This window comes from Chryseotalea sp., from assembly GCF_057350905.1.
This window is the reverse complement of sequence record NZ_JBMRCF010000022.1, coordinates 104,516-125,802: the sequence shown is the minus strand read 5'-3', so window position 1 is coordinate 125,802 and position 21,287 is coordinate 104,516. Positions and strand designations below refer to the sequence as shown.

Annotated in this window: 25 protein-coding genes; 11 read left to right on the top strand and 14 right to left on the bottom strand. The window is 40.6% G+C overall.

The window, feature by feature from the left end:
* Positions 1–263: 263 nt before the first annotated feature.
* The 4 genes from recN to ACO1XM_RS20410 all read right to left on the bottom strand — a co-directional run bounded on the left by recN (position 264) and on the right by ACO1XM_RS20410 (position 4,354).
* Positions 264–1,916, bottom strand: coding sequence for a DNA repair protein RecN (gene recN, locus ACO1XM_RS20425; protein ID WP_486232506.1), 1,653 nt, complete (start codon positions 1,914–1,916; stop codon positions 264–266).
* Positions 1,917–2,005: 89 nt separating this feature from the next.
* Positions 2,006–2,734 carry a ribonuclease III gene (gene rnc / locus ACO1XM_RS20420; RefSeq protein WP_486232504.1) on the bottom strand — a complete coding sequence of 243 codons (729 nt, stop codon included), beginning with the start codon at positions 2,732–2,734 and terminating at the stop codon, positions 2,006–2,008.
* An 87-nt stretch (positions 2,735–2,821) separates the two neighbouring features.
* Positions 2,822–4,075 (bottom strand): beta-ketoacyl-ACP synthase II, encoded by a 1,254-nt coding sequence (gene fabF, locus ACO1XM_RS20415; RefSeq protein ID WP_127122456.1) that lies wholly within the window; start codon positions 4,073–4,075, stop codon positions 2,822–2,824.
* Between the two features lie 39 nt (positions 4,076–4,114).
* Positions 4,115–4,354, bottom strand: coding sequence for an acyl carrier protein (locus tag ACO1XM_RS20410; RefSeq protein WP_127122455.1), 240 nt, complete (start codon positions 4,352–4,354; stop codon positions 4,115–4,117).
* A gap of 192 nt (positions 4,355–4,546) precedes the next feature.
* On the opposite strand from ACO1XM_RS20410, the gene ACO1XM_RS20405 reads away from it, so the two are divergent.
* Positions 4,547–4,969 carry an IPExxxVDY family protein gene (locus ACO1XM_RS20405; RefSeq protein ID WP_486232501.1) on the top strand — a complete coding sequence of 141 codons (423 nt, stop codon included), beginning with the start codon at positions 4,547–4,549 and terminating at the stop codon, positions 4,967–4,969.
* Between the two features lie 5 nt (positions 4,970–4,974).
* Positions 4,975–6,405: a pyruvate kinase gene (pyk, locus tag ACO1XM_RS20400; RefSeq protein ID WP_486232499.1), complete on the top strand. Its 1,431-nt coding sequence runs from the start codon at positions 4,975–4,977 to the stop codon at positions 6,403–6,405.
* 355 nt (positions 6,406–6,760) lie between these two features.
* Here pyk and ACO1XM_RS20395 read toward each other — a convergent pair whose 3' ends face one another.
* The 5 genes from ACO1XM_RS20395 to ACO1XM_RS20375 form a co-directional block, all read right to left on the bottom strand.
* Positions 6,761–8,401, bottom strand: a complete 1,641-nt coding sequence (locus ACO1XM_RS20395) for an NFACT RNA binding domain-containing protein (protein WP_486232497.1) — start codon at positions 8,399–8,401, stop codon at positions 6,761–6,763.
* Positions 8,361–8,732, bottom strand: a complete 372-nt coding sequence (locus tag ACO1XM_RS20390) for a type II toxin-antitoxin system death-on-curing family toxin (RefSeq protein WP_486232495.1) — start codon at positions 8,730–8,732, stop codon at positions 8,361–8,363. Before ACO1XM_RS20390 ends, ACO1XM_RS20395 begins: the two co-directional genes overlap by 41 nt.
* Positions 8,729–8,917 carry a hypothetical protein gene (locus ACO1XM_RS20385; protein WP_486232493.1) on the bottom strand — a complete coding sequence of 63 codons (189 nt, stop codon included), beginning with the start codon at positions 8,915–8,917 and terminating at the stop codon, positions 8,729–8,731. The genes ACO1XM_RS20390 and ACO1XM_RS20385 overlap by 4 nt, the downstream gene beginning before the upstream one ends.
* A gap of 205 nt (positions 8,918–9,122) precedes the next feature.
* Positions 9,123–9,884, bottom strand: a complete 762-nt coding sequence (locus ACO1XM_RS20380; protein WP_486232491.1) for an MBL fold metallo-hydrolase — start codon at positions 9,882–9,884, stop codon at positions 9,123–9,125.
* Positions 9,881–10,153: a hypothetical protein gene (locus ACO1XM_RS20375; protein WP_486232489.1), complete on the bottom strand. Its 273-nt coding sequence runs from the start codon at positions 10,151–10,153 to the stop codon at positions 9,881–9,883. The genes ACO1XM_RS20380 and ACO1XM_RS20375 overlap by 4 nt, the downstream gene beginning before the upstream one ends.
* Before the next feature lie 117 nt (positions 10,154–10,270).
* Here ACO1XM_RS20375 and miaA point away from each other — a divergent pair, with 117 nt between their 5' ends.
* Positions 10,271–11,179 (top strand): tRNA (adenosine(37)-N6)-dimethylallyltransferase MiaA, encoded by a 909-nt coding sequence (miaA, locus tag ACO1XM_RS20370; RefSeq protein WP_486232487.1) that lies wholly within the window; start codon positions 10,271–10,273, stop codon positions 11,177–11,179.
* Positions 11,180–11,228: 49 nt separating this feature from the next.
* On the opposite strand, the gene ACO1XM_RS20365 is transcribed toward miaA, so the two are convergent.
* The 3 genes from ACO1XM_RS20365 to ACO1XM_RS20355 all read right to left on the bottom strand — a co-directional run bounded on the left by ACO1XM_RS20365 (position 11,229) and on the right by ACO1XM_RS20355 (position 13,188).
* Complete coding sequence (locus ACO1XM_RS20365; RefSeq protein ID WP_486232485.1) at positions 11,229–11,516, bottom strand: hypothetical protein; 288 nt, start codon at positions 11,514–11,516, stop codon at positions 11,229–11,231.
* Between the two features lie 304 nt (positions 11,517–11,820).
* On the bottom strand, positions 11,821–12,675 hold the full coding sequence (locus ACO1XM_RS20360; protein WP_486232483.1) for an OmpA family protein: 855 nt from the start codon (positions 12,673–12,675) through the stop codon (positions 11,821–11,823).
* A 75-nt stretch (positions 12,676–12,750) separates the two neighbouring features.
* Complete coding sequence (locus ACO1XM_RS20355; protein ID WP_486232481.1) at positions 12,751–13,188, bottom strand: hypothetical protein; 438 nt, start codon at positions 13,186–13,188, stop codon at positions 12,751–12,753.
* Between the two features lie 74 nt (positions 13,189–13,262).
* On the opposite strand from ACO1XM_RS20355, the gene ACO1XM_RS20350 reads away from it, so the two are divergent.
* On the top strand, positions 13,263–14,204 hold the full coding sequence (locus ACO1XM_RS20350; protein WP_486232479.1) for a DM13 domain-containing protein: 942 nt from the start codon (positions 13,263–13,265) through the stop codon (positions 14,202–14,204).
* A gap of 2 nt (positions 14,205–14,206) precedes the next feature.
* Positions 14,207–15,046 (top strand): hypothetical protein, encoded by an 840-nt coding sequence (locus tag ACO1XM_RS20345; RefSeq protein WP_486232477.1) that lies wholly within the window; start codon positions 14,207–14,209, stop codon positions 15,044–15,046.
* 78 nt (positions 15,047–15,124) lie between these two features.
* Here the strand turns inward: ACO1XM_RS20345 and ACO1XM_RS20340 are convergent, their stop codons facing one another.
* Both ACO1XM_RS20340 and gap read right to left on the bottom strand, forming a co-directional pair.
* Positions 15,125–16,324, bottom strand: coding sequence for a J domain-containing protein (locus ACO1XM_RS20340; RefSeq protein ID WP_486232475.1), 1,200 nt, complete (start codon positions 16,322–16,324; stop codon positions 15,125–15,127).
* 174 nt (positions 16,325–16,498) lie between these two features.
* Complete coding sequence (gene gap / locus ACO1XM_RS20335; protein ID WP_486232473.1) at positions 16,499–17,497, bottom strand: type I glyceraldehyde-3-phosphate dehydrogenase; 999 nt, start codon at positions 17,495–17,497, stop codon at positions 16,499–16,501.
* Positions 17,498–17,625: 128 nt separating this feature from the next.
* Here gap and ACO1XM_RS20330 point away from each other — a divergent pair, with 128 nt between their 5' ends.
* The 6 genes from ACO1XM_RS20330 (at position 17,626) to ACO1XM_RS20305 (ending at position 21,231) form a co-directional block, all read left to right on the top strand.
* Positions 17,626–18,219, top strand: coding sequence for a TetR/AcrR family transcriptional regulator (locus ACO1XM_RS20330; protein ID WP_486232471.1), 594 nt, complete (start codon positions 17,626–17,628; stop codon positions 18,217–18,219).
* Between the two features lie 5 nt (positions 18,220–18,224).
* Positions 18,225–19,469 carry a beta-ketoacyl-ACP synthase II gene (gene fabF, locus ACO1XM_RS20325; RefSeq protein ID WP_486232469.1) on the top strand — a complete coding sequence of 415 codons (1,245 nt, stop codon included), beginning with the start codon at positions 18,225–18,227 and terminating at the stop codon, positions 19,467–19,469.
* A gap of 17 nt (positions 19,470–19,486) precedes the next feature.
* Positions 19,487–19,714, top strand: coding sequence for a hypothetical protein (locus tag ACO1XM_RS20320; RefSeq protein WP_486232467.1), 228 nt, complete (start codon positions 19,487–19,489; stop codon positions 19,712–19,714).
* 91 nt (positions 19,715–19,805) lie between these two features.
* Positions 19,806–20,048 carry a UPF0175 family protein gene (locus ACO1XM_RS20315; protein WP_486232465.1) on the top strand — a complete coding sequence of 81 codons (243 nt, stop codon included), beginning with the start codon at positions 19,806–19,808 and terminating at the stop codon, positions 20,046–20,048.
* The gene (locus ACO1XM_RS20310; RefSeq protein WP_486232463.1) at positions 20,026–20,484 is read left to right on the top strand and encodes a PIN domain-containing protein; all 459 of its coding nucleotides are present in this window, start codon (positions 20,026–20,028) and stop codon (positions 20,482–20,484) included. Before ACO1XM_RS20315 ends, ACO1XM_RS20310 begins: the two co-directional genes overlap by 23 nt.
* Positions 20,485–20,607: 123 nt before the next feature.
* Positions 20,608–21,231, top strand: a complete 624-nt coding sequence (locus tag ACO1XM_RS20305; RefSeq protein ID WP_486232461.1) for a hypothetical protein — start codon at positions 20,608–20,610, stop codon at positions 21,229–21,231.
* The last annotated feature ends 56 nt before the right edge of the window (positions 21,232–21,287 follow it).

The window sequence follows — 21,287 nt, the reverse complement described above, 5'->3', positions numbered from 1 at the left end:
TTTGAGCATGCTGGTGAGTAAAGCCCATCTGATCAGCAAATCAAACAAAATGGGCATTAAAAAATATGAGCATCCCCTACGATTGGGGTTACTGATTTAGCTTTCCTTAACCTGACGGCTATGGTTGCAAACGAGGACGAGAAGAGGAGGACAAGTGATAAGCTTAATATTTATTGAGTATAAAAAATATAATCTTGTTAATCCTCAAATCCTGACCATCCTGATACAGACAATTTGCTTTTTGCAAGCTGACATTCGAAAATCTAAAGCTTCATCAACTCCTTCGCACTGTCCAGTGCAGTTTTAGAAGGCTTGGCACCACCAATCATTTCAGCAATTTTTTCGATGCGTTCTTTTTCATCGAGTTCTTTAATGATGCTGATGGTTTTTGAAGAAGAGTTATCCTTGTACACATAAAAATGTGCATCGCCTTTCGCTGCAATTTGTGGCAAGTGACTGATGGTAATGAGTTGATGTTTTTTAGCCATCTTCTTCATCATGTCGCCCAGCTTTAAGGCAATCTCACCGGAAACGCCTGTGTCAATTTCGTCAAGCACTAAAGTAGGCATGGCTTGTTTCTCCGCCATTACTTGTTTAATGCAAAACATGAGGCGGGCAAATTCACCACCGGAGGCAACCTGCGCCAAGGGTCTAGGACTAATGCCTTTATTGGCACTGAATAAAATATCGATTTTGTCAGCACCAGTTGAACTGGGCTCTGTGCTATTACTTTCAAATTCAATTACCGCAGTCGGTATGCCCAGCTCTTTTAGGGGGCTTGTAATTTCTTTAGCGAGCGGTGCAAAAACTTTATGTCTTGACTCACTTAGTTTTTTGGCAAGGGCTTTTAATTCTTTCTCTGCCTGCTCATAAGCTTTTTTCCGTGTGGCGAGTGCTTCATCCACATTGTCGGTGATGTTGGCTTTTTCCTGCAATTCTTCCTGCAGGGCAATTAAGGCCTCAACATCATTTAACCTGTGCTTTTTAAGCAGCCGATATAAAACGCTGATACGTTCCTTTACGAATTCTGCTCGCTCAGCATCAAAATCAATGGAGGATTCCTCACGCTCCAGTTCATCGATGATATCATCTAATTCAATTAAGAGACTATCTACACGACTAAAAAGTGTGTTGTACTTTTCAGCGTAAGCATTTACTTGTTGTATAAGGCTGCGTGCCTCGCTAATGGAATTACGGGAAGCATATTCACCATCCTGTAAAATGGCAAGTGATGCACGGAAGCGTTGTTTGATCTCTTCTGCATGCTCCATTATTTTTGCCTCCGATTCCAGCTTGGCCTGGTCCAGATCATGCAAATCAGCTTTCACCAATTCATCTAACTGAAAACGGATATAGTCTGATTCAGCCTTCAGTGTTTCAGCTTCTGCTTTTAAAGTTTCGTAATCTTTTTTAGTAGTCAGGTAAGTCTTCCAGGCAAGGGCATAGTCATTGCGTAAATTTTCATTTTCAGCAAAGGCATCCACCAAAGCCAACTGAAAAGATTGTTGTCCCAACAACAGCGTTTCATGCTGGGAGTGAACATCCAATAATAAACTGCTGATTTTCTTCATCACCTCCAGGGTAACCGGAGTGTCGTTGATGAAGGCTCTCGACTTGCCACCGGGGCTGATCTCCCGCCTGATAACTGTGGTAGTATCGTAATCAAGATCTTCAGCCTTGAATACATCTTTTAGCTTATAACCCTTAATATCGAAAACACCTTCGGTAACACATTTTTCATCTGCATTCCATAATACCTTGGTGTCGGCACGATTGCCCATGAGTAAACCCAAGGCACCCAGCATAATAGATTTACCGGCACCGGTTTCACCGGTAACAACCGATAAGGAATCGGAGGGTTTCATCTCCAGTTCTTTAATCAGGGCGTAATTCTTTATGGTAAGATGCTTGAGCATCGCAGTGGTTTATCGAACAGTAAAAAAACAATAATTATAGTGAAGATGCTTGTGCTGGATAGAAAAATTTTGACAATGAATGACAAAACCTAGTCCGCGTTGGGTATTTGCAAGAGCTCGATGGTTTTAAAGGCTGCGTCTTGTTCGGCTTTCTTTTTATTGTTGCCATAGCCGGTTCCTTTTGCTTCGTTATCAATCATTACCTGGGCGGTAAACTCTTTGCGGTTTTTAGATTTCTTCACCTCAACAATCTCGAAGCGGATGATTTTACCTTCCCGCTGCGACCATTCGATGAGCTTGCTCTTGTGGTTTGAGTTAGAGTTGACGATCTCATCTAAATCGTAATTGGGGGCGATCAACTTATCGATCACAAATTTTTTACAACGTAAATAACCCTTATCCAGGTAAACAGCTCCGACAATGGCTTCAAGGGTATTGCCCAAAATCACTTGTTGCAGGTGCAGGTTTTTATTATCGAATTGTACAATGTTACCAATGCCAATTTTGCGTGCCAGTAGGTTAAGTGCTTCTCTGTTTACAATGCGCGATCGTATCTCTGTTAAGAAACCTTCGTCCTTGTAAGGGAATTTTTTGAAGAGGTAGTCAGCTACGGCAGCACCTAAAATAGCATCACCGAGATATTCTAAACGTTCGTTAGAATCTTTTAGGCCTTTGCTATTGGGTTTGGCAATAGAACTATGCAAAGTCGCCAGCCGATATAGCTCTAAATTAGAAGGCGTAAAGCCTGCAATATTTCGGATAGCAGCTATCAGCCTTGTATCGGACTCCGATTTACTTCTAAGGATTTTCCAGACCAAGCACTAGTGCATTAGGTAAAACATCTTTTGCCAAGACATAAACTTACACAAAGGATTTGAACGGTAAAAATGTGAATGAGGGACTGTTTAACCTTTGTACTTCTTCAGGATGATAGAGAAGTTGTGGCCACCGAAACCGAAAGTATTGCTTAAAGCAACATTTACTTCGCGTTTTTGGGCAATGTTAAAGGTTAAATTCAGATTTGGATCAAGCCCGTCATCATCGGTAAAGTGATTGATGGTAGGGGGGATCACGGAATCATTAATAGCCATGATACAAGCGAGGGCTTCAATGGCTCCTGCTGCACCCAGTAAGTGTCCGGTCATGGATTTGGTAGAACTGATGTTCACCTTATACGCATGCTCTCCGAAAACACGTTGAATGGCTTTAATCTCTCCAATATCACCCAGTGGTGTGGAGGTTCCGTGTGTGTTTATGTAATCGACATCAGCAACGGTCAGCCCTGCTTCTTCCAAAGCAATTTGCATAACACGTGTAATGCCTAAACCTTCGGGGTGAGGTGCAGTAATGTGGTAAGCATCGGCAGTCATGCCACCACCTACAACTTCTGCATAAATTTTAGCACCGCGCTTTTTTGCGTGCTCGTACTCTTCTAAAATGAGCGCCCCGGCACCTTCACCCAATACGAAACCATCACGGTCTTTATCGTAAGGGCGGGAGGCTGTTTCCGGAGAATCATTTCTTTCAGATAGCGCTTTCATGGCATTGAAACCACCTACACCTGCTTCTGCAACCGCTGCTTCAGAACCACCCGTTACCATAACATCGGCCTTACCCAAACGAATGTAAGTGAAGGCATCATAAATGGCATTGGTAGAGGAAGCGCATGCAGAAACCGTGGAGAAGTTAGGGCCACGGAAGCCATACTTGATAGAAATGTGGCCGGCACTTAAGTCGGCAATCATTTTAGGAATGAAGAAAGGGTTAAAACGGGGTGTCCCGTCTCCCTTGGCAAAAGATTTTACTTCTTCAGAGAAAGTAATCAACCCTCCGATGCCAGAGCCCCAGATAACCCCAACACGGTCGGGGTTGAGTTCTTGCAGCGGAAGGTTTGAGTCTTTAACGGCCTCATCGGCAGAAACCATTGCATACTGCGCAAAAAGGTCGAGTTTACGCGCCTCTTTACGGTCCATGAAATTACCTATTTCGAAGTTTTTAACCTCGCAGGCAAATTTTGTCTTAAACAGTGTTGTATCAAATTTAGTAATGGGCGCAGCGCCACTCTTACCTTCCTTCAAGCCTTTCCAGTACTCCTGGTAAGTATTGCCGATTGGGGTGAGCGCACCTAGTCCTGTAACTACAACTCGTTTAAATGTCATGGTTTGCGGGATGTAATGGTCAAGCCTGGGCTTGAAAAATTATTTCTTTGCGTTTTGCTCTAGGTAAGAGATAGCCTGACCTACGGTAGCGATGTTTTCTGCTTGATCATCTGGGATAGAAATATTGAATTCCTTCTCAAATTCCATGATCAATTCAACAGTGTCAAGAGAGTCAGCGCCAAGATCGTTAGTGAAGCTAGCCTCAGGAGTAACTTCAGATTCTTCTACGCCAAGCTTCTCGATAATGATCTGCTTTACTTTTTGTGCAATTTCAGACATGTTTGTAAGGTTTTGGATTTTAAAATCTGTGCAAAGAAAGAGATTTACCTCATAATTGTCAAATCTGAATAATTTAACTGTAAAATTGTTGCTGAGCCCCTTTTTATGAAATATCCATGCACTGCATGCACCCCAAAGACGTTAATTTCATGGATATTCCATGTGTGTAAACAAAAAAGTAAAAATTAACACATGAAAAAAACTAAGCTGGTTGTTGATTATGATTTTGATTTTGTGCTGTTGGGCCTGGCCAGTAGTTTTAAAGGATATAAGCTTGCCTGGGAGCTTAATAAGAGTCTGGGGCTGCACCTTGTAAAAAAGGAAGATATCTTAATGGGTTTTAAAGGAAATATAGAGCGTAGTTTTTCCTGCCATGTACATCAAACGAATACGCGTTTTATTCGCCTCATACGCAACAAACCCCAGGAAACAGATGGGGGAAAATACTTTTTAGCCCCAGAATATCCTCATTTTGATTATTTGCTGGTGGTACAGGCTGGCGAACAATCGTTTGCAGAAAATTTATTAGATGCCGTTCGTCAAATTCCTTCGGTAGAACTGGCTGCTTTTATACCTTTGGATACTCTTAAATCAAAAGAGAATTTTATTTTCTAAATTTTATGTTCGAGAAAGTTTCGTACAACAAGACCAAGATAGTCGCTACGGTCGGCCCCGCTTCTAATAACAAAGACATGCTCAGAGCCCTTGTGAAAGAGGGTGTTGATGTATTTCGCCTTAATTTTTCTCATGGTGCACATGAGGATCATTTGAAGGTTATAAAAGCTGTACGCGAGTTAAACGAAGAGATGGGCACACACGTGTGCCTGCTGCAAGACTTGCAAGGCCCTAAAATCAGGGTGCAGGATATGCAACCAGATATTATACTGGAACGCGGTCAGGAATTTATCATCACCACCCGCGAATTAGTTGGTAATCGTGAGATGGCCAGCACTTCTTATAAAGCATTACCGAATGATGTGAAGCATGGTGATTCCATTTTGATTGACGATGGTAAAATAGAGCTTAAGGTAAAAGAGGTAAGAGACATTGATGTAGTGACGGAGGTTATTTATGGCGGTCCTCTAAAATCGAAGAAGGGTATTAACCTGCCAAATACCAAAGTATCTGCACCGTCCTTAACTGATAAAGATTTAAAAGACCTTGAATTTGGACTGAAGCATAATGTTGAGTGGATAGCCTTGTCTTTTGTTCGTAAGGCGCACGATATTACTGTATTGCGCAATATTATCGATCAGAATAAATCGAATGCTAAAATCATAGCCAAGATTGAAAAGCCTGAAGCGTTGAGCAATATTGATGAAATCATTGAGCTAACTGATGCTGTGATGGTAGCCCGTGGTGATTTGGGTGTAGAGATCTGGATGGAGGAAGTACCCATGGTGCAAAAAATGCTGGTTGAAAAATGTAATAAAGCCAGCAAGCCTGTGATTGTGGCTACCCAAATGATGGAAAGCATGATTGAAAACCCACGGCCTACACGCGCAGAAACCAATGACGTGGCCAATGCCGTGATGGATGGTGCTGATGCCTTGATGCTTTCTGCTGAAACTGCAGCTGGTAAATACCCGATTGAAGTAATCCGTAGTATGGTGCGCACGATTGCTTCGGTAGAAAAAAATCAGAAGATCTATTATCGCTATCGCGAGTTAGATGCGGCCACTGAATCATATATGAATGACAGTTTGGTACTATCGGCTTGTAAACTGGCTAAAGATATTGGCGCCAAGGCCATTGTGGGTATGACCTATTCAGGTTACACAGCTTTCCGCGCTTCTTCACACAGACCAAATACCAATATTTTTGTATTTACAGCGAATACAACCATCCTAAACACCATGAGTCTTGTTTGGGGTGCTCGCACTTACTTCTATGACAAAATGTTTTCTACCGATCAGACGATGGATGATGTAGAAAATGTATTGAAACGTGACGGACATGTAAAAACTGGAGATACTTTTATTGTGCTGGCCAGTATGCCAATCCATGAGCGCAATAGAACTAATACCATTAAGGTGAACGTAGTCAAGTAAGATTAATTGACAGTTGACAATGGTCAATTGACAATAAAAAGTACTTCACGGATCAAGCGGAGCCCTTATCGAAAGGTTTTGTAATAAAGAGTTAACGTAAAGCTGACAATGAACAACTATAAATTAAAACAGTTTGTTGTCAGCTTTATTCTTATTCTGGTGTTTGGGCTAGTTGTTAACCTGTTATTTCACAATTGGATTCTCATTAAAACAGGCGCATCCTTCTACGAATACACCATTCCAACAAACAGGATCATTACCTGGTTTGCCTTTAGCATAATCATTGCTTTTATTAGAACAAGAAGGGCAGATAAATAAATCGACATGCACACTCATCATTGACAATTGACCATTGTCAATTGTCAATTAACCTGGGTTCTACCAAAATAACGTCTTCGCGCTCAACAACCACCATGCCAGCAGGGTCGCCTTTTCTTTTTCTGACGAATTTTTTTGGTGTATAAGCCACTGGTACTAAACCTTCCGATTTTCTTTTTGAATTATAAGCAGCCAGTTGTGCGGCACGCTCGATAACATCTTTGGGGAAAGGTTTACCGGACTTCTGTTTGATGACTACATGAGAACCTGCTACATCTTTTGCGTGTAACCAAAGGTCTTCTTTACGGCTGTGTTTGAGGGTAAGTAAGTCGTTGGCTTGTGCATTTTTGCCAACCCAGATTGTATAGTCTTTGTATACAAACTCATGAAAGGGGAGTATAACTACTTTTTCTTTTTTTGCAGTGGATGGTTGCGTTGTTTGCAGTAAGGCCCTGAGTTCTTTGAGTGAGGTAATGTTGTTCAGTTGTGTCTGCAAAGCTTCAGTTTTCTGCTTCTCAGCCTCTTTCTCATCAATCGCTTTTTGCAAACGGTCAATTTCCTGTTGCTGATTTTTTGATTTTCTGTAAAAGACTTCAGCATTTTTTTGTGGACTTAATTCTTGCTTGAGTTTGATCTCAATCAGTTGATTGTTGTTATAAAAATCGGGCAGACTTACATGAGTAGCGCCAGGTTTTATGGCATGCATATTGGCCATTAGCACATCAGCCCAGATTTTGTAATGCTGATCGTGTGTAACCTCGTTAAGCTTGGCCATAGTCTTGCTGAGATAGGCATTTGTGCTCTTGAGTGTAGTGGCAATGGCTTGGAGGGCCTTTGCTTTTTCCTGCTCAAAAGCATTAGACTGCTGGTAGTGATTATGAAATTGTGTTAACGCAACTGCGGCTTTATCCTCCTGAAGAATTACATTACCTGTAGGGAATAATGATAATAAGATACTGCCTTCATTTTCTGTTATGTAAAATGATGGTGATTCAAGCTGGGACTTTATTTCCTGTAATCTTTTCCATTGTGCTTCCCGGGCTTGGATAAAAAATGATTCTTTTTCCAATAGCTGCCAAACCAATTTACCCAATGTGAAAAAATGTTTGCGGATTCCTTCAGCTGTATCCGGCATGGCTTCTGCACGCCAGTCTATGTTTTTATCCAGATCAGCCAATGCAATATTTTCATCAACTTCAAGATTGTTGCGGAATATAGCATGTACCTGCTTGCCTTCGAATAAAATTATGTTTGATCTGTTGCCATGCATTTTAAAAAGAAGAGAAAAGTTTTGACTGAGCAAAATGGCAAAGCTTCTTTCGTTATTGAATTGACGGATACTTTCAACAGTTAATCCGATACAATCAGGAAAAAGATCTATAGAATTTTTTCTGGCCCGGTGAAAAACATCCGGAAAAGACAAACAGGAAAAGCTGGGCTGAAGGTTTGCTTTGATGTAAAAAGACTGGTCTTTAATTTCAAAGCGAATGATTAATTCCTCTTTGTTCTGACTATAACATTCGGAAACAACACTCTTGCTAAGTAAAGGCTCGAGTTCTCGCGTAAGTTGCCGGAATGTGTAATAGTTGTTGTGCACGAGATGGTTGTTGGTTGTGGGTTGTTCGTTGTTCGGTAGTTTACTGGATACTGAATTGTATCCATTTTTTAATATCCTCAAAGGTCAGCTCTCCCTTTGCTGCGCTGATAACAAAATCGTACTTGGCATCTTCGCTTACTCTTAGGTCAAATCCGCTCTCTCTTAATAACAACCTCATGAGCACATAGGCTGTCCTTTTGTTACCATCAATGAATGGATGATTGGAGATTATACTTTCAAAAAGGGCAGCGGCTTTTTCTATTGGGTTGGCATAAAGATCAACACCACTAAAGGTTTGATAGGGTCGATGAATAGCTGACTCGAGGCTGGCTTTATCTCGAATTCCTTTTGCTCCGCCAAAATGTTCGATCAGTATTTCATGAATCTTCTCAACCTCTTCAATTTTAATCATTTGGCGAGGCGTTGTAACAACTGCTTATCTTCCTCTAGTATGGTTCTTAAATTACTGGCGAGGTTAATTTTTTCTAATGGGTGCCCTTCAACATGACGCAAAAAAGCCAGTACATCCTGTAAGACAGTTTCAGGCATACGATCCAGTGATTTTTGAATCTCTGATTTGATTTCTTGCTTAGTCATTTCAATTGTAAACTTTACAAAGTTACTAAAATCCTGTAATTTTTTGCCTTTAGTAATTATTCATTAAGTCGAAGGGTTTCCTGCGATCACTAAAAAAGTAATCTGATAATTAGTTGTTGTTTGATCGTTGTTGGTTATTCGTTGCTGGTTGTTAGTACGGATAGGTCTTACGACCAACCAACAACGACCAACGATCAACCTTTAACTAAATATTTATCTGCAAACCATCATAGGCAAGCGATATGTTATAGGGTAATTTTCTTTCAATCACACTGTGGAGGTCAAGCTTGTGACTGATGTGCGTAAAATATGTCTTTGCTGGTTTTATCTTCTCGACAATGGCAATAGCCTGCTCGAGATTGAAATGTGAAATGTGTGGCTCTACCTGTAAAGCATTTAATACCAATACTTGTGTGCCTTTTAATAATTCAAAAGTAGTATCAGGAATAAAGTTGGCATCGGTGATGTAGCTGAAATTGTTTATCCTGAATCCAAGCACAGGCAACTTCATGTGCATAACAGGTAAGGGTGTAATATTTACCTGGTTTATCATAAAGGGCTTGTTATTGATTTCATTCAATAATAACCTTGGAATACCCGGATATTTTATATCAGCGAAGGCATAAGCGTATTCAATCTTCAATTGGGCCAACACTTCTTCCGTACCGTAAACTGGCATATCCATGGCCTGCATGAAGTTGTAGGCTCTTACATCATCTAAACCAGCCGTGTGATCACGATGCGCATGGGTAAAAATCACAGCATCTAATCGCTTGATTTTTTCGCGTAACATTTGCTGTCGGAAATCAGGGCCAGTATCAATAACAAAACTCTGATCGTCAACATCCACATGAATGGAGGTTCTGAGCCTTTTATCGCGGTAATCTAATGAAGTACAAATATGACAAGTACACCCGATAACAGGTACACCCTGAGAAGTGCCGGTTCCTAAAAAAGTAACAATCAATTGCTGACAGGCGTTTGCATCAATTCTTCAAAAAGCTTTTGGCTTTTTTCGCTGAATTTCGAAGTGTCTAACTCTGTGCCTTTAAGAATATCCAACAGGGCATTAATCTTACCTTCTGTGGTGTAGAATTTATTCACGATCATTATTTTTTGATCTTTGAGCACGCAATACCCTGACTTAAAGTTGCCTTTTTCATAGCGCAACATGTAGTCAGATTCACCGATCATTTCCTCAATCTTTAACAGGAATTGTGTTGTGTACTTAATCATCGTTTCTCTACTTTTCTGCGCCTGCAAGATAGGCAAATAGCTTTAAAGTAGGTAAGGTTGATTAAGCACTTCTGCGCTTGCTTTGTGGTAAATAGGGTGGGCTTTGTACCTTTGTTTGTGTTAATTCCTCAAAAAAAGCTATTTGTGATTGTCGGGCCTACTGCCGTAGGCAAAACAGCCCTATCGGTTGCCCTCGCAAAGCACTTGGGCACCGAAATCGTTTCGGCAGACTCCCGGCAAGTGTTTAAGGAAATGGAATTAGGCACGGCTAAACCCAGCGTTGAAGAGTTAAGGGAAGTCAGGCACCATTTTATCAATTCTCATAGCATTCACCAGGATTTTAATGCCGGACAGTACGAAAGGGAGGCCTATCCGCTTTTACAATCGCTTTTTGAAAAGTATGAGCATGTTGTGATGGTTGGCGGAAGTGGTTTGTATATAAAGGCTGTAATTGATGGCTTTGATGAAATACCGGAAGTGCCTGATGCAGTGAGGAAGTCCATTGAAAAGCAGTATGCTGAAAATGGAGTTTCCTGGTTGCAGAATGAATTGGCAAGGCAGGATCCTGCGTTATATAAAACAATTGATCAGCAGAATCCACATCGATTAATACGGGCATTGGAGGTGATCACGTTTACAGGTCAATCCATTGAGCATTTCAGGGGGAAGGTGAAAAGAGAACACGCTTTTGAGGTTATAAAAATAGGCCTGGAACTGGAACGCGAACCATTATACGATCGCATTAACAGGCGCATGGATATCATGATTGAACAAGGTCTCTTTGAAGAAGCAGAACGCTTATTTCCACTTAGGCATTTAAATGCCCTGCAAACAGTGGGTTACCAGGAAATTTTTGATTTTTTAGAGGGGAAATATGAAAAGCATGAAGCAGTGCGTTTACTTAAACAACACTCCAGGCATTATGCGAAAAGGCAACTAACCTGGTTTAAACGCGATCAGACAGTACGTTGGCTTGCGGCCGACAAGTCTAAGGAAATGCTCATGCAAGCGATTGGTGTACAATAAAAAAAGCGTCAGGGGGACGCTTTTTCTAAAACTAAATCAACGCTATTAATTATCTGTATTTCAATTTACTTCTGTCTTTTACAACGAAGTTAGTTGTGTTGCTGCGTTTATTACTTAAAAGCTGACAAGCATTTGCCATCAGGTTTGCCTGCTTTCTGTAGCTGGCTTTATTTTTTCTTTGCGCCTCACGCTGGTAGTCTTTAGCATCTGCGGTGGTAGCAGAAATAATCATCCCGATCAGGATGGCGAGTATCAAAACAAAGATCTGCTTTAAGCGGCCTGAAACGTTTACGTTCCCTACGTCCTTCGAATTACTTTTCATGCTGGATGAGATCATGGTGGTTGGGTTTTGTTAAGACAAATGTCGCTTGCCAGCCCCGTTATCTTATGTAAAATAACTCTTGCACCCTACATCAGTAGCTTTACCATTAGCGAACGAATCAATTGCATATACCATGCAAAATCTGATTATAAAGGCCATTTTTAGTCTAAAAACAGAGTTTTCACTTTATCAGGGACTCCATGACTTGCTGGTTACATCATTTTTAAGGTGCTAAAAAGTGGAGGTATTCCCTCGTTTCAATGAAAAACTTGCATGACTCTGCATGATGAGCCAGCGAATCACAGTATCAGGATAGGGATCAGAAAGCCTTGAAATCGACCCTTCTGTTTTGTTGTTTACCGTCTTCGGATTTATCGCTATGGTCAGTAACTTCTTCGCCATAGCCAACCACTGAGATTTGGTCGTCATGTACACCCATATCCAACATGAGTTGTCGGATTTTTTGAACACGTTTTATGGATAATTGAACATTATAATCGTCATTGCCCTGGTGGTCAGTATGGCCTTCAATCAATATATGTTTCCCCTGCAGCGCAAATTCAACGGCAATCAGGAAAGGATCCATGTCAACAACAGAAAACTCATCCTGATCGAAAGTAAAGAAAAGTGGCTCCAATTCGATGGGTTCATTATCTGTTTTCTTACTAATTGTGTTGGCCACCAGCCTTCTGATTTCTTCGTGTTTTTCTGATGTGGGTTTGGGTAAATGATTCAACTCCAACACCTTGTCTTCTTTATTATGAAGCTCATCCAGCAGCGTTTTTGGAACTGTAGGCGTTGGTGAGAAAGTTGGTTTAACGGTAGTAATTTTAGGTATAGGCTTGGGAGTAACAACGGGGCTACTCTTTGAAGAGGCAGATGCGACAGGTGGTCCTACCTCGGCCATGGGCTTAGGTTTATTGTTTTTTCGGGCTGCCAAAGATGGCACGTGCCTGTTTTTGCCTGATTTTTTATTTCTTTTAACGATATCGCAAGCGCGCGCAACAGAAGAGTTTCCCTTCTTGTAAACACTTTTGTAGTATTTATGCTTGTCTTTATGAAAGCTTTGGGCTGACAGACCTAAGGAAAAGCAGAGCCCTGCAATAAGCAACACAGCAAAGCGCTTTTGCAAGCCTGTAAAGCCTGATGACCGATATAGAATGAGAGGGGGCATGAAAAATCATTACAAAGTAAGCCATTTTTTCTGTAAAGTGCTATAAAACAGCAGTTTTGGCTTTTTTATACCTGCTTAGGCTTCGTAAACTTTCAGGAAATCCAATACCTCCTGGCGAACATCCCGCTTCACATTGTCGTCATAAACAGCAGTGGCAATTGATTTAAATAATTCACTCACCAGGTTGTCCTTAAAGCCAAGTTTGACAGCATAAAGGGAGGCAACCTCAAGTTCCATATCTTCCACCACCTGATCCAGATAGATCATATAGACAAGGTGATAAATGGATTCAAGCTTTTCCACCTTGCTAGCCGGATCTTTATAGGCCAGCTCAGATACATCTACATTGATGTGATAGAGATCTGCAGGGCTGAGATGCAACTGAAAACCCCATTTTAGTAAACAGCGCAAATAGGCACTTCTTACTTGTTCTTTCTCAAGAAAAAGCGCTAGCATGTTTAGGTAGCTTTTTTTGATACTGATGAGTTGTTCGTGACTAAGTTCGGTATTCATGGGCTAAGGTCTTATGTCGCTGAGGCGACTCTAAATGTCAAATCAGTTGTTCAATTTCGTAAAAAAAATCGGGTATGAGGCGACCATTTGTTATAATTTTTCTTTTACTCAATTTTTCATGTGTCGGTGTTGATGTTCTGGATGATCCTATAGATCTGGTAAAAGGTAATTCTATTGCCTTCCTGAACACTGAAGGCAATATATTGGCATTGCGCACAGGTGAAGTCTTTGACGTTGAAGCGGTTTATTTCGATCAATATGGTATACTAAGAGACTACACACTTTCCTGGCAAAGTGAAAATGAAAATATTGCCAGTGTTCAGGATGGCAAGGTAGAAGGAAAAGCCGCAGGCACAACAAACATTGTTGTCACCTATTTGGATGCTTCAAAAGCACTTCAAATTACGGTAGTCAATGATGCTTCAGCCGTTGCTTCAGTTACCATTGAAACACCCTCCAATACATCTTTAAGTTTATCGGAGGAGGTTCAGTTAACAGCAATGGCTCGTAATATTGATGGTGAAGTATTGGCAGATAGAGAAATAGAATGGTTTACAGAGAATGAAACATTGGCCAGCGTTTCTTCAACTGGTCTGGTTAAGGCACTTGCGAATGGTGTAGTAGAAATCCATGCAAAAGCTGAAGGTGTAAAAAGCAATAGTATCATTTTCACTATAGGCAGTTCAAACATGCGTCAGGGCAGCTTTGTGCCAGCCGGAGGTTATCAGGCACGTGGCACTGCTACGCTAAGCATGGTAGATGGTCAGCTGGTATTAAAGTTGAGTGATGATTTCCAAACTAGTTTTGCATTAGGTACCTATATCTATTTAGCCAACACAACTGCTGGTTCGCAGGTAAAAGCAGGCGGTTTTGAAGTAGCACAGATTACGACCAATGGTGCAAAGACTTTTAACATATCTAACCTGAATGCGTCAATAACAATTGATCAGTATAAGTATGTGATTATACTATGTAAGCCAGCATCGGTCACGTTTGGTTACGCTGAAATGAATTAAAAATGAAAAGTTTATTACTATTAATCCTTCTCTCTGTTAGTGTTGAATCATTAGCGGGTGGCGGCTGGCCTGTTGGTAAGCGCAAGACTTACGTTAAGTTGGGTCAAAACGCCATTGTTTCTCCTTTTTATTATTCGCCCAGCGGTGAGATTGTTGATATACGCACCACAAGTTTATATACCACCTCTTTGTATGCAGAGTATGGTCTTAGCAACCGACTGACTGCTGTTTTGTATCTGCCTTTTTTTGTTCGTGCTACCCTTAATGAGGTGCAGTACAGACAAAGCGGACGCGTTGATGAAGGAGAGGAGCTGAATGCCGTTGGTGATACTGATATTAGTTTTAAGTATAGTTTGATTAAAGACAAACCCATTGTGGTGAGCGCTACTGTTTTACTAGGGTTGCCCCTTGGTGAAACACGTGGGGGTGCAAGCGGCATTTTACAATCCGGAGATGGTGAGTTTAATCAGCTGCTGCGTATTGATGCGAGTCACTCTTTTTATCCCAAACCAGTGTATGCCTCGGCTTACGTTGGTTTTAATAATCGTACAAAGGACTTTTCAGATGATTTTAGAGCAGGTGCAGAAGTTGGTTACACTTTTAAAAGTAAACTGGTAGCGATACTTAAGTTTGATCTTGTGCAATCGTTTTTTAATGGAAGTACTTTGGTGGCGGATAACGGAATCTTCTCCAACAACACCGAGTATGTTTCGCCATCTGTTGAGTTTGCCTACGTTGTCAATAAAAATTGGGGACTTAGTGCATCAGCTGGTTTTGCTTTAGCAGGAAGAAATATTTTAGCAGCACCTAATGTAGGAGTTGGGATTTTTATAAAGAGATAATATTCAGTTGAGTCAGAATTGTCAATTGTCAATGAACAATTGACAAGACAGCAAGCAGTGACAGAGATTGCAGGTTGATTATCCAGCGCAATTTCTTTTTCTCTCTACGTGTGCTTTTTCATGACCAAGACTTTCGGCTTTACTTAAATCATCGCAGGCACGATTGTATTTATACAGCCTTCGCGCGATGAGTGCTCGGTCGTAATAGGCATCGGGCAAATGCGGACGAAGCACAATTGCCCAACTGCAATCCTTCTCTGCATCTTCAAATTTTTGCAAGGCAATATTAACAGCAGCCCTGCGCCTGAAAATATCGAAATAAATATCGTGTACATAAGCAGGATTCATCATCAATTCAAAGGCTTCCCCATACAGACTGGTCATGTAGGTTTTGAAATTTTTACGTCCCATGCTCAAATAGATAAGCGCTTGTGGCAGGTCTTGTACATCATCCTGATAAATGAGCGCGATGCGATGAATCAGTTCAATATTGCCAGGTTGTTTTTCGAGTAGCATTTTTAGAATAGTAAGGGATTCTTCATACTGCCCAGTGTAATATTCGCATTCCGCTATTCGCTGATATGTTTGTGCACGAACTGGTTTTTCATATTGTTCCAGTAATTTAAATTGTCGTTTGGCATCCTCAAATTTGGCCTCACCAAATTCAACTTCTGCCTGCTTTCTTAATGAAATAATCAGACTGTCTTCAGCAAAAGAAAATAGATATTCCAGTGGCTCCTCTCTTTGCAGTTGTCGTATTTTAGTAAATGCTTCTTCTTGTTTACCACTAAAGAAGAGCACATTTACCTGTTGGATCAAGGCAAGATTTTGTTGATATGTTTCTGTTAGTTTTTTGTTATGAACATATTCAATGATATTAATCGCGCCAAAACAAAAACCTGCTATCAATAAAAATACACCAATCGCAAGTCCCTGTATCTTAAAATAACGTTTATCGAATTTATAAGTGCTCTGTTGTGTTTGTCTCCATTGCTCATAACGCTGCCTATGGTATTGTCGCCAGTAAGCAGAAGTGTCGTGCGCAGAACTATGGTAAGTGTGTTGAGGATAAGATATACCTAGATCATAGATCTGCCTTTTTTGTGGGTCAGCCAGCACGTGGTAAGCTTCATTGATAAGCTTGAATAACTCTTCCGCTTCTTTATTGCCGGGGTTCCGATCAGGGTGATAGAGCATGGCCAGCTTTTTATAAGCCGTTCGGATCTCTGTTGAGGAGGCATTTTGTTTAATGCCCAGAAGCTGGTAGTAATCTGCCATGTCCAACCTATTAACGTCTAAGATAGCTGAATCGTTTATACGATGCATAATCTTTTTGTAAGCAGGTAATGGCGAAACCGATTAGCCATTCCGTTAGGCTTTAATCAAGCCAGGTCTTAAAAACAAGAAAGCCCCTTTTAAGGGGCTTTCTGATTATCAAAATATGCTCAGAACTTATTTCTTGGCCAATTCCTGAACCAGGTCAATCAATTTATTTGAATAACCCCACTCGTTATCGTACCAGGCTACTACCTTCACAAACTTATCATTCAAAGCGATACCTGCTTTTGCATCGAAGATAGAAGTGCGTGCATCGCCCAGGAAATCCTGTGATACAACTTCGTCTTCAGTATAACCCAGAATGCCTTTCAACTCGCCTTCAGAAGCATCCTTCATGGCCTTCTTAATATCTTCGTAAGAAGCAGGTTTGTCAAGCTTTACTGTTAAGTCTACTACAGAAACATCGGCTACAGGCACACGGAATGACATACCTGTTAACTTACCTTTCAACTCAGGCAATACCAGGCCTACTGCTTTAGCCGCACCTGTTGATGAAGGGATAATGTTAGAGAAACCACCACGGCCACCTCTCCAGTCTTTTGCTGAAGGACCGTCTACTGTTTTTTGTGTTGCTGTTACTGCGTGTACTGTGCTCATCAAACCTTCTACAATACCAAACTTGTCGTTTAATACTTTAGCCAGTGGCGCCAGACAGTTAGTAGTACAAGATGCGTTAGAAACAATTGTGTGTTGTGCAGTAAGGTTTTTGTGGTTAACACCCATTACAAAGGTAGGGGTGTCATCTTTTGCAGGAGCAGACATCACCACTTTTTTAGCACCAGCCGTAATATGCTTTTGTGCATCCGCTTGTGTTAAGAACAAACCTGTTGATTCGATTATAATTTCTGCACCTACTTCATTCCACTTAAGGTTAGCAGGATCTTTCTCAGCGGTTACACGAATTTTCTTTCCGTTAACAATCAATGCACCATCTTTGGCTTCAACTGTGCCATCAAATCGTCCATGTGTTGAATCATATTTAAGCATGTAAGCCATGTACTCAGGATCAACCAGGTCATTAATACCTACAATTTCAATATCCTTGCGGTTAACTGCGGCTCTGAAAGCCAGGCGGCCGATACGACCAAAACCATTAATACCAATTTTTGTCATTTATATACGGGATTATATTCCTTTAAAAGCAGGCCAAAATTAAGACTACTGCTAATAAAACCAATACACAGCTTAATTAATTCCTTTATTGTTTGTAAAAATATACCGAATGGTATATTTTTGTGCGGATGTCAAAAGCAACACAAACACGTAAGTATATTATTGAGCGAACAGCACCGATTTTTAATACAAAAGGATACGAAGGCACTTCACTTGCAGACTTAACAGCCTCTACAGGCCTTACAAAAGGTTCTCTATACGGCAATTTTACCGATAAAGAAGACATAGCCCGTGAAGCATTCCGCTTTACGATCGAAAGGATCAGGGAGGTAGCGAAAACGTTTGTGGGAAATGGCGGGTCACCACGTCAGCGATTGTTGAAGCTCCTTGATTTTTATGAAAGTGTTTATTCAAATCCACCTGTGCAGGGGGGATGTCCCTTGCTGAACACAGCGATTGAAGCTGATGATTATCGGATATCAATGAAGAAAGTGGTCGCTTCGGAGATCAATAAGTCTATCGAGCATATGAATGTTTTGTTGAAACAAGGTGTTGAAGAACAGGAATTTCATGCAGACATAAACACACGCGAACTGGCCACTGTTTTTTTTGCGGCCATTGAAGGCGGTCTGATGATTTCGAAAGTATCTTCTTCATCGCTTGCATTGAGTGCAGCCATTAGTCATTGTAAAAACGTTATTAAGAGTATAACCATTAAATAAATCTGATGAAACAAAGAAGAGTGGTAGTAACAGGTATGGGGGCTTTAACACCCCTTGGTAATACAGTAAATGATTTTTGGAAAAACCTGATTGCCGGTAAAAGCGGAGCAGCAACCATTACCCATTTTGATACAACCAAGTTTAAGACAAAGTTTGCCTGCGAACTAAAAGGCTTTGATCCATTAAATTATTTCGAAAAATCGGAGATAAAAAAAATGGATCCATTTTCACACTATGCTTTAGCAGCTACGGCCGAAGCAATACAGGATTCAGCGTTAAACCTGGACACGATAGATAAAACCAGAGTAGGTGTAATCTGGGGTTCGGGTAATGGTGGTTTTCAAACTTTTCAAAACGAGATCATTGATTTTGCCAAAGGCGATGGAACACCCCGTATTAATCCTTATTTCATTCCGAAAGTTATCGTTGATATTGCTTCGGGCTGGATTAGCATAAAGTATGGTTTTATGGGACCAAACTTTACAACGGTTTCGGCATGCGCAACATCAACTACTTCTATTATTGAAGCGATGAATTATGTGCGGTGGAATAAAGCCGACATCATGATTACCGGAGGTTCGGAAGCCGCGATTAATGAGGCAGGTGTTGGTGGCTTCAACGCATTAAAAGCTTTATCAACGCGCAATGATGATCCTGGTCGTGCTTCCCGACCTTTTGATGTGGACCGCGATGGTTTTGTGATGGGTGAAGGTGCGGGTACTTTGGTGTTAGAGGAATATGAGCACGCTGTAAAACGCGGTGCTAAAATTTATGCAGAAGTTGCTGGTGGTGGCATGTCTGCCGATGCTTATCATTTGACTGCCACGCATCCGGAGGGTAAGGGTGCGCTCTTGGGTATGCAGTGGGCCTTGGATGATGCAGGCTTACAAGCGAATGATGTTGACTATTTAAACCCGCATGCTACTTCAACACCGGTTGGTGATTTAAGTGAGATGAAAGCAACGAAGCAATTGTTTGCTGATAATCATAAATTACACATCAGTGCCACCAAATCAGCCATTGGGCATTTGTTGGGTGGTGCGGGTGCGGTTGAAGCCATTATTTGTATTAAGGCTATAGAAGAAGGAATTATTCCGGCAACCATCAATACACAAAATATTGATCCGGCTTTACCGCAAGGTTTAAATATTCTTATTGGTAATGCGCTTAAGAAAGAAGTGAATGTGGCCATGAGTAATACCTTTGGTTTTGGCGGGCATAATGCTACGGCAGTGTTCAAAAAAGTTTAACTGTAAATAAGTTTTAAATGAATACGCAGGAACATCAGATAATTCTAAAACATGTTGTTACCAAAGGTGGCACAGGCAATGTGATGGAAGCCCTGCAATGGGATGTAAATCGTTTCGATGAAGGTTTTGCTATTGCCCTGGATATACAAAACCTTGATTACGTAAAACTCTTGTATTCCAATTTCAACAAAAATCTGATTGTAGTCGAACTTACCTTGGTTGGATTGGCAAAGGGGAGGGAGTAGGGTAAGACTTTTGGAGATTAGGTATTAACTTATCTTCCATAATCTTATCAAAGATTAATGGAATGTAGTAATAAAAGCTTAAATTGAAATAATGAAGACCATCACCATAAATATACCGGATACTGTTCAAATTGATGATAAAGAGGCCCTTATGGCAATAGCATCAAGGTTGTATGAAACAGGTAAGCTTTCATTAGGGCAAGCGGCAGAGTTAGTGGGACTTTCTAAAGCAACTTTTATGGAAATGCTGAACGCCTATGGCGTTTCTGTTTTTAATTATCCATCAACAGAACTCGACAGCGATTTAGCGAATGCAAAAAATTATAATCTCTGATACCAGTTGCTTGATTCTTCTTGATAAAATTGGAGAATTGAATCTGTTAAATAAACTTTTTGGAGAGATTATAATAACACAGGAGATAGCAGATGAGTTTAAAAAAGAACTGCCAAGTTGGTTTAAAGTCAAAGCAGCCACAAACAAAGTATATCAAAAAATACTAGAAGCATCATTGGATAGAGGGGAAGCAAGTGCAATAGCTTTTGCAATTGAACAAAGTGATTGTTTACTGATAATAGACGATTTGAAGGGAAGAAGGTACGCTCAACAACTTGGGATTAGAATAACAGGGTGTCTTGGTGTAATCATTGATGCAAAGTTGTCTGGGTATATACCATCTATTAAATCTATTTTAGATAAAATTAAAAAGACAGATTTTAGATTGACTGAAGAGCTTGAAAGAAGGATGCTGGAAAAAGGAGATGAACTCTGAAAAGTCAAATCTTGATCTGCGCTCTGGGATGGTATTTTTTGACTCAGGAACAGGCAAACGATGAAGCGGACAAATGGTTAAAGAATAATCATATCTTTTAATAACTATCTTAGATACTTCAATATGAGAAAAAGCAACTTATTCATTTTGGCTGCTTTGCTAACTCTAGCCTGTGCAGCACCTACAGAAAAAGAAGCAGTACCCATTGAAGCATTGTTAATTGAAGAAAAACCTGCTGAAAATAAAAAGCGTGTTTATGCAGACAGCTTGCTTCAACTCAACACCAGTGCAGTTGAGAAGACCTTTCAACTTGAAAGTCATCACTTCGGAGATTTCTTTTGCGACAGGGCTTCCTTTTATGTTATCCATGAACCTGCCAACACATTTTACTCAATAGAAGCAGCCTCTATTACCCTTTTCTATATAGATGGTGCCTTGCGACAAACAAAGTATTTATTGAAAGATGATATCAGTGCTGATCTTGTTCGCTCTTACGGTACTTTTAAAATTGCAGGCTTTGATGAAAAGAACAGGCAATTGATTAAGGCCAGGTCTATATTAAAAGATTCAGCACAAGGGATGATGGTAAACCCCACCTTAGATAACTATGAGTTGCGTTGGGTATTTAATGACAGAGAGATTAAGTACAGAGTAAAACGAGTGGGTAAGGAGACTGAATTTAAGTTTATAGAGCGTGTAAAGAATTTCGAGAAAGAATTTTCGGCTATAGAAAAAATGTGCAGCTAACTCAAAAAAGCTAACTGCACTTTATTACTTTAACACTTTAGTACTTCAACATTTTT

Bases quoted from the DNA above. Each gene is read 5' to 3' on its own strand.
- recN (WP_486232506.1), bottom strand. From the start codon at position 1,916: ATGCTCAAGCATCTTACCATAAAGAATTACGCCCTGATTAAAGAACTG.
- fabF (WP_127122456.1), bottom strand. From the start codon at position 4,075: ATGACATTTAAACGAGTTGTAGTTACAGGACTAGGTGCGCTCACCCCA.
- ACO1XM_RS20410 (WP_127122455.1), bottom strand. From the start codon at position 4,354: ATGTCTGAAATTGCACAAAAAGTAAAGCAGATCATTATCGAGAAGCTT.
- ACO1XM_RS20405 (WP_486232501.1), top strand. From the start codon at position 4,547: ATGAAAAAAACTAAGCTGGTTGTTGATTATGATTTTGATTTTGTGCTG.
- pyk (WP_486232499.1), top strand. From the start codon at position 4,975: ATGTTCGAGAAAGTTTCGTACAACAAGACCAAGATAGTCGCTACGGTC.
- ACO1XM_RS20390 (WP_486232495.1), bottom strand. From the start codon at position 8,732: ATGATTAAAATTGAAGAGGTTGAGAAGATTCATGAAATACTGATCGAA.
- ACO1XM_RS20385 (WP_486232493.1), bottom strand. From the start codon at position 8,917: ATGACTAAGCAAGAAATCAAATCAGAGATTCAAAAATCACTGGATCGT.
- ACO1XM_RS20375 (WP_486232489.1), bottom strand. From the start codon at position 10,153: ATGATTAAGTACACAACACAATTCCTGTTAAAGATTGAGGAAATGATC.
- ACO1XM_RS20365 (WP_486232485.1), bottom strand. From the start codon at position 11,516: ATGATCTCATCCAGCATGAAAAGTAATTCGAAGGACGTAGGGAACGTA.
- ACO1XM_RS20360 (WP_486232483.1), bottom strand. From the start codon at position 12,675: ATGCCCCCTCTCATTCTATATCGGTCATCAGGCTTTACAGGCTTGCAA.
- ACO1XM_RS20355 (WP_486232481.1), bottom strand. From the start codon at position 13,188: ATGAATACCGAACTTAGTCACGAACAACTCATCAGTATCAAAAAAAGC.
- ACO1XM_RS20350 (WP_486232479.1), top strand. From the start codon at position 13,263: ATGAGGCGACCATTTGTTATAATTTTTCTTTTACTCAATTTTTCATGT.
- ACO1XM_RS20345 (WP_486232477.1), top strand. From the start codon at position 14,207: ATGAAAAGTTTATTACTATTAATCCTTCTCTCTGTTAGTGTTGAATCA.
- ACO1XM_RS20340 (WP_486232475.1), bottom strand. From the start codon at position 16,324: ATGGCAGATTACTACCAGCTTCTGGGCATTAAACAAAATGCCTCCTCA.
- gap (WP_486232473.1), bottom strand. From the start codon at position 17,497: ATGACAAAAATTGGTATTAATGGTTTTGGTCGTATCGGCCGCCTGGCT.
- ACO1XM_RS20330 (WP_486232471.1), top strand. From the start codon at position 17,626: ATGTCAAAAGCAACACAAACACGTAAGTATATTATTGAGCGAACAGCA.
- fabF (WP_486232469.1), top strand. From the start codon at position 18,225: ATGAAACAAAGAAGAGTGGTAGTAACAGGTATGGGGGCTTTAACACCC.
- ACO1XM_RS20320 (WP_486232467.1), top strand. From the start codon at position 19,487: ATGAATACGCAGGAACATCAGATAATTCTAAAACATGTTGTTACCAAA.
- ACO1XM_RS20315 (WP_486232465.1), top strand. From the start codon at position 19,806: ATGAAGACCATCACCATAAATATACCGGATACTGTTCAAATTGATGAT.
- ACO1XM_RS20310 (WP_486232463.1), top strand. From the start codon at position 20,026: ATGCAAAAAATTATAATCTCTGATACCAGTTGCTTGATTCTTCTTGAT.
- ACO1XM_RS20305 (WP_486232461.1), top strand. From the start codon at position 20,608: ATGAGAAAAAGCAACTTATTCATTTTGGCTGCTTTGCTAACTCTAGCC.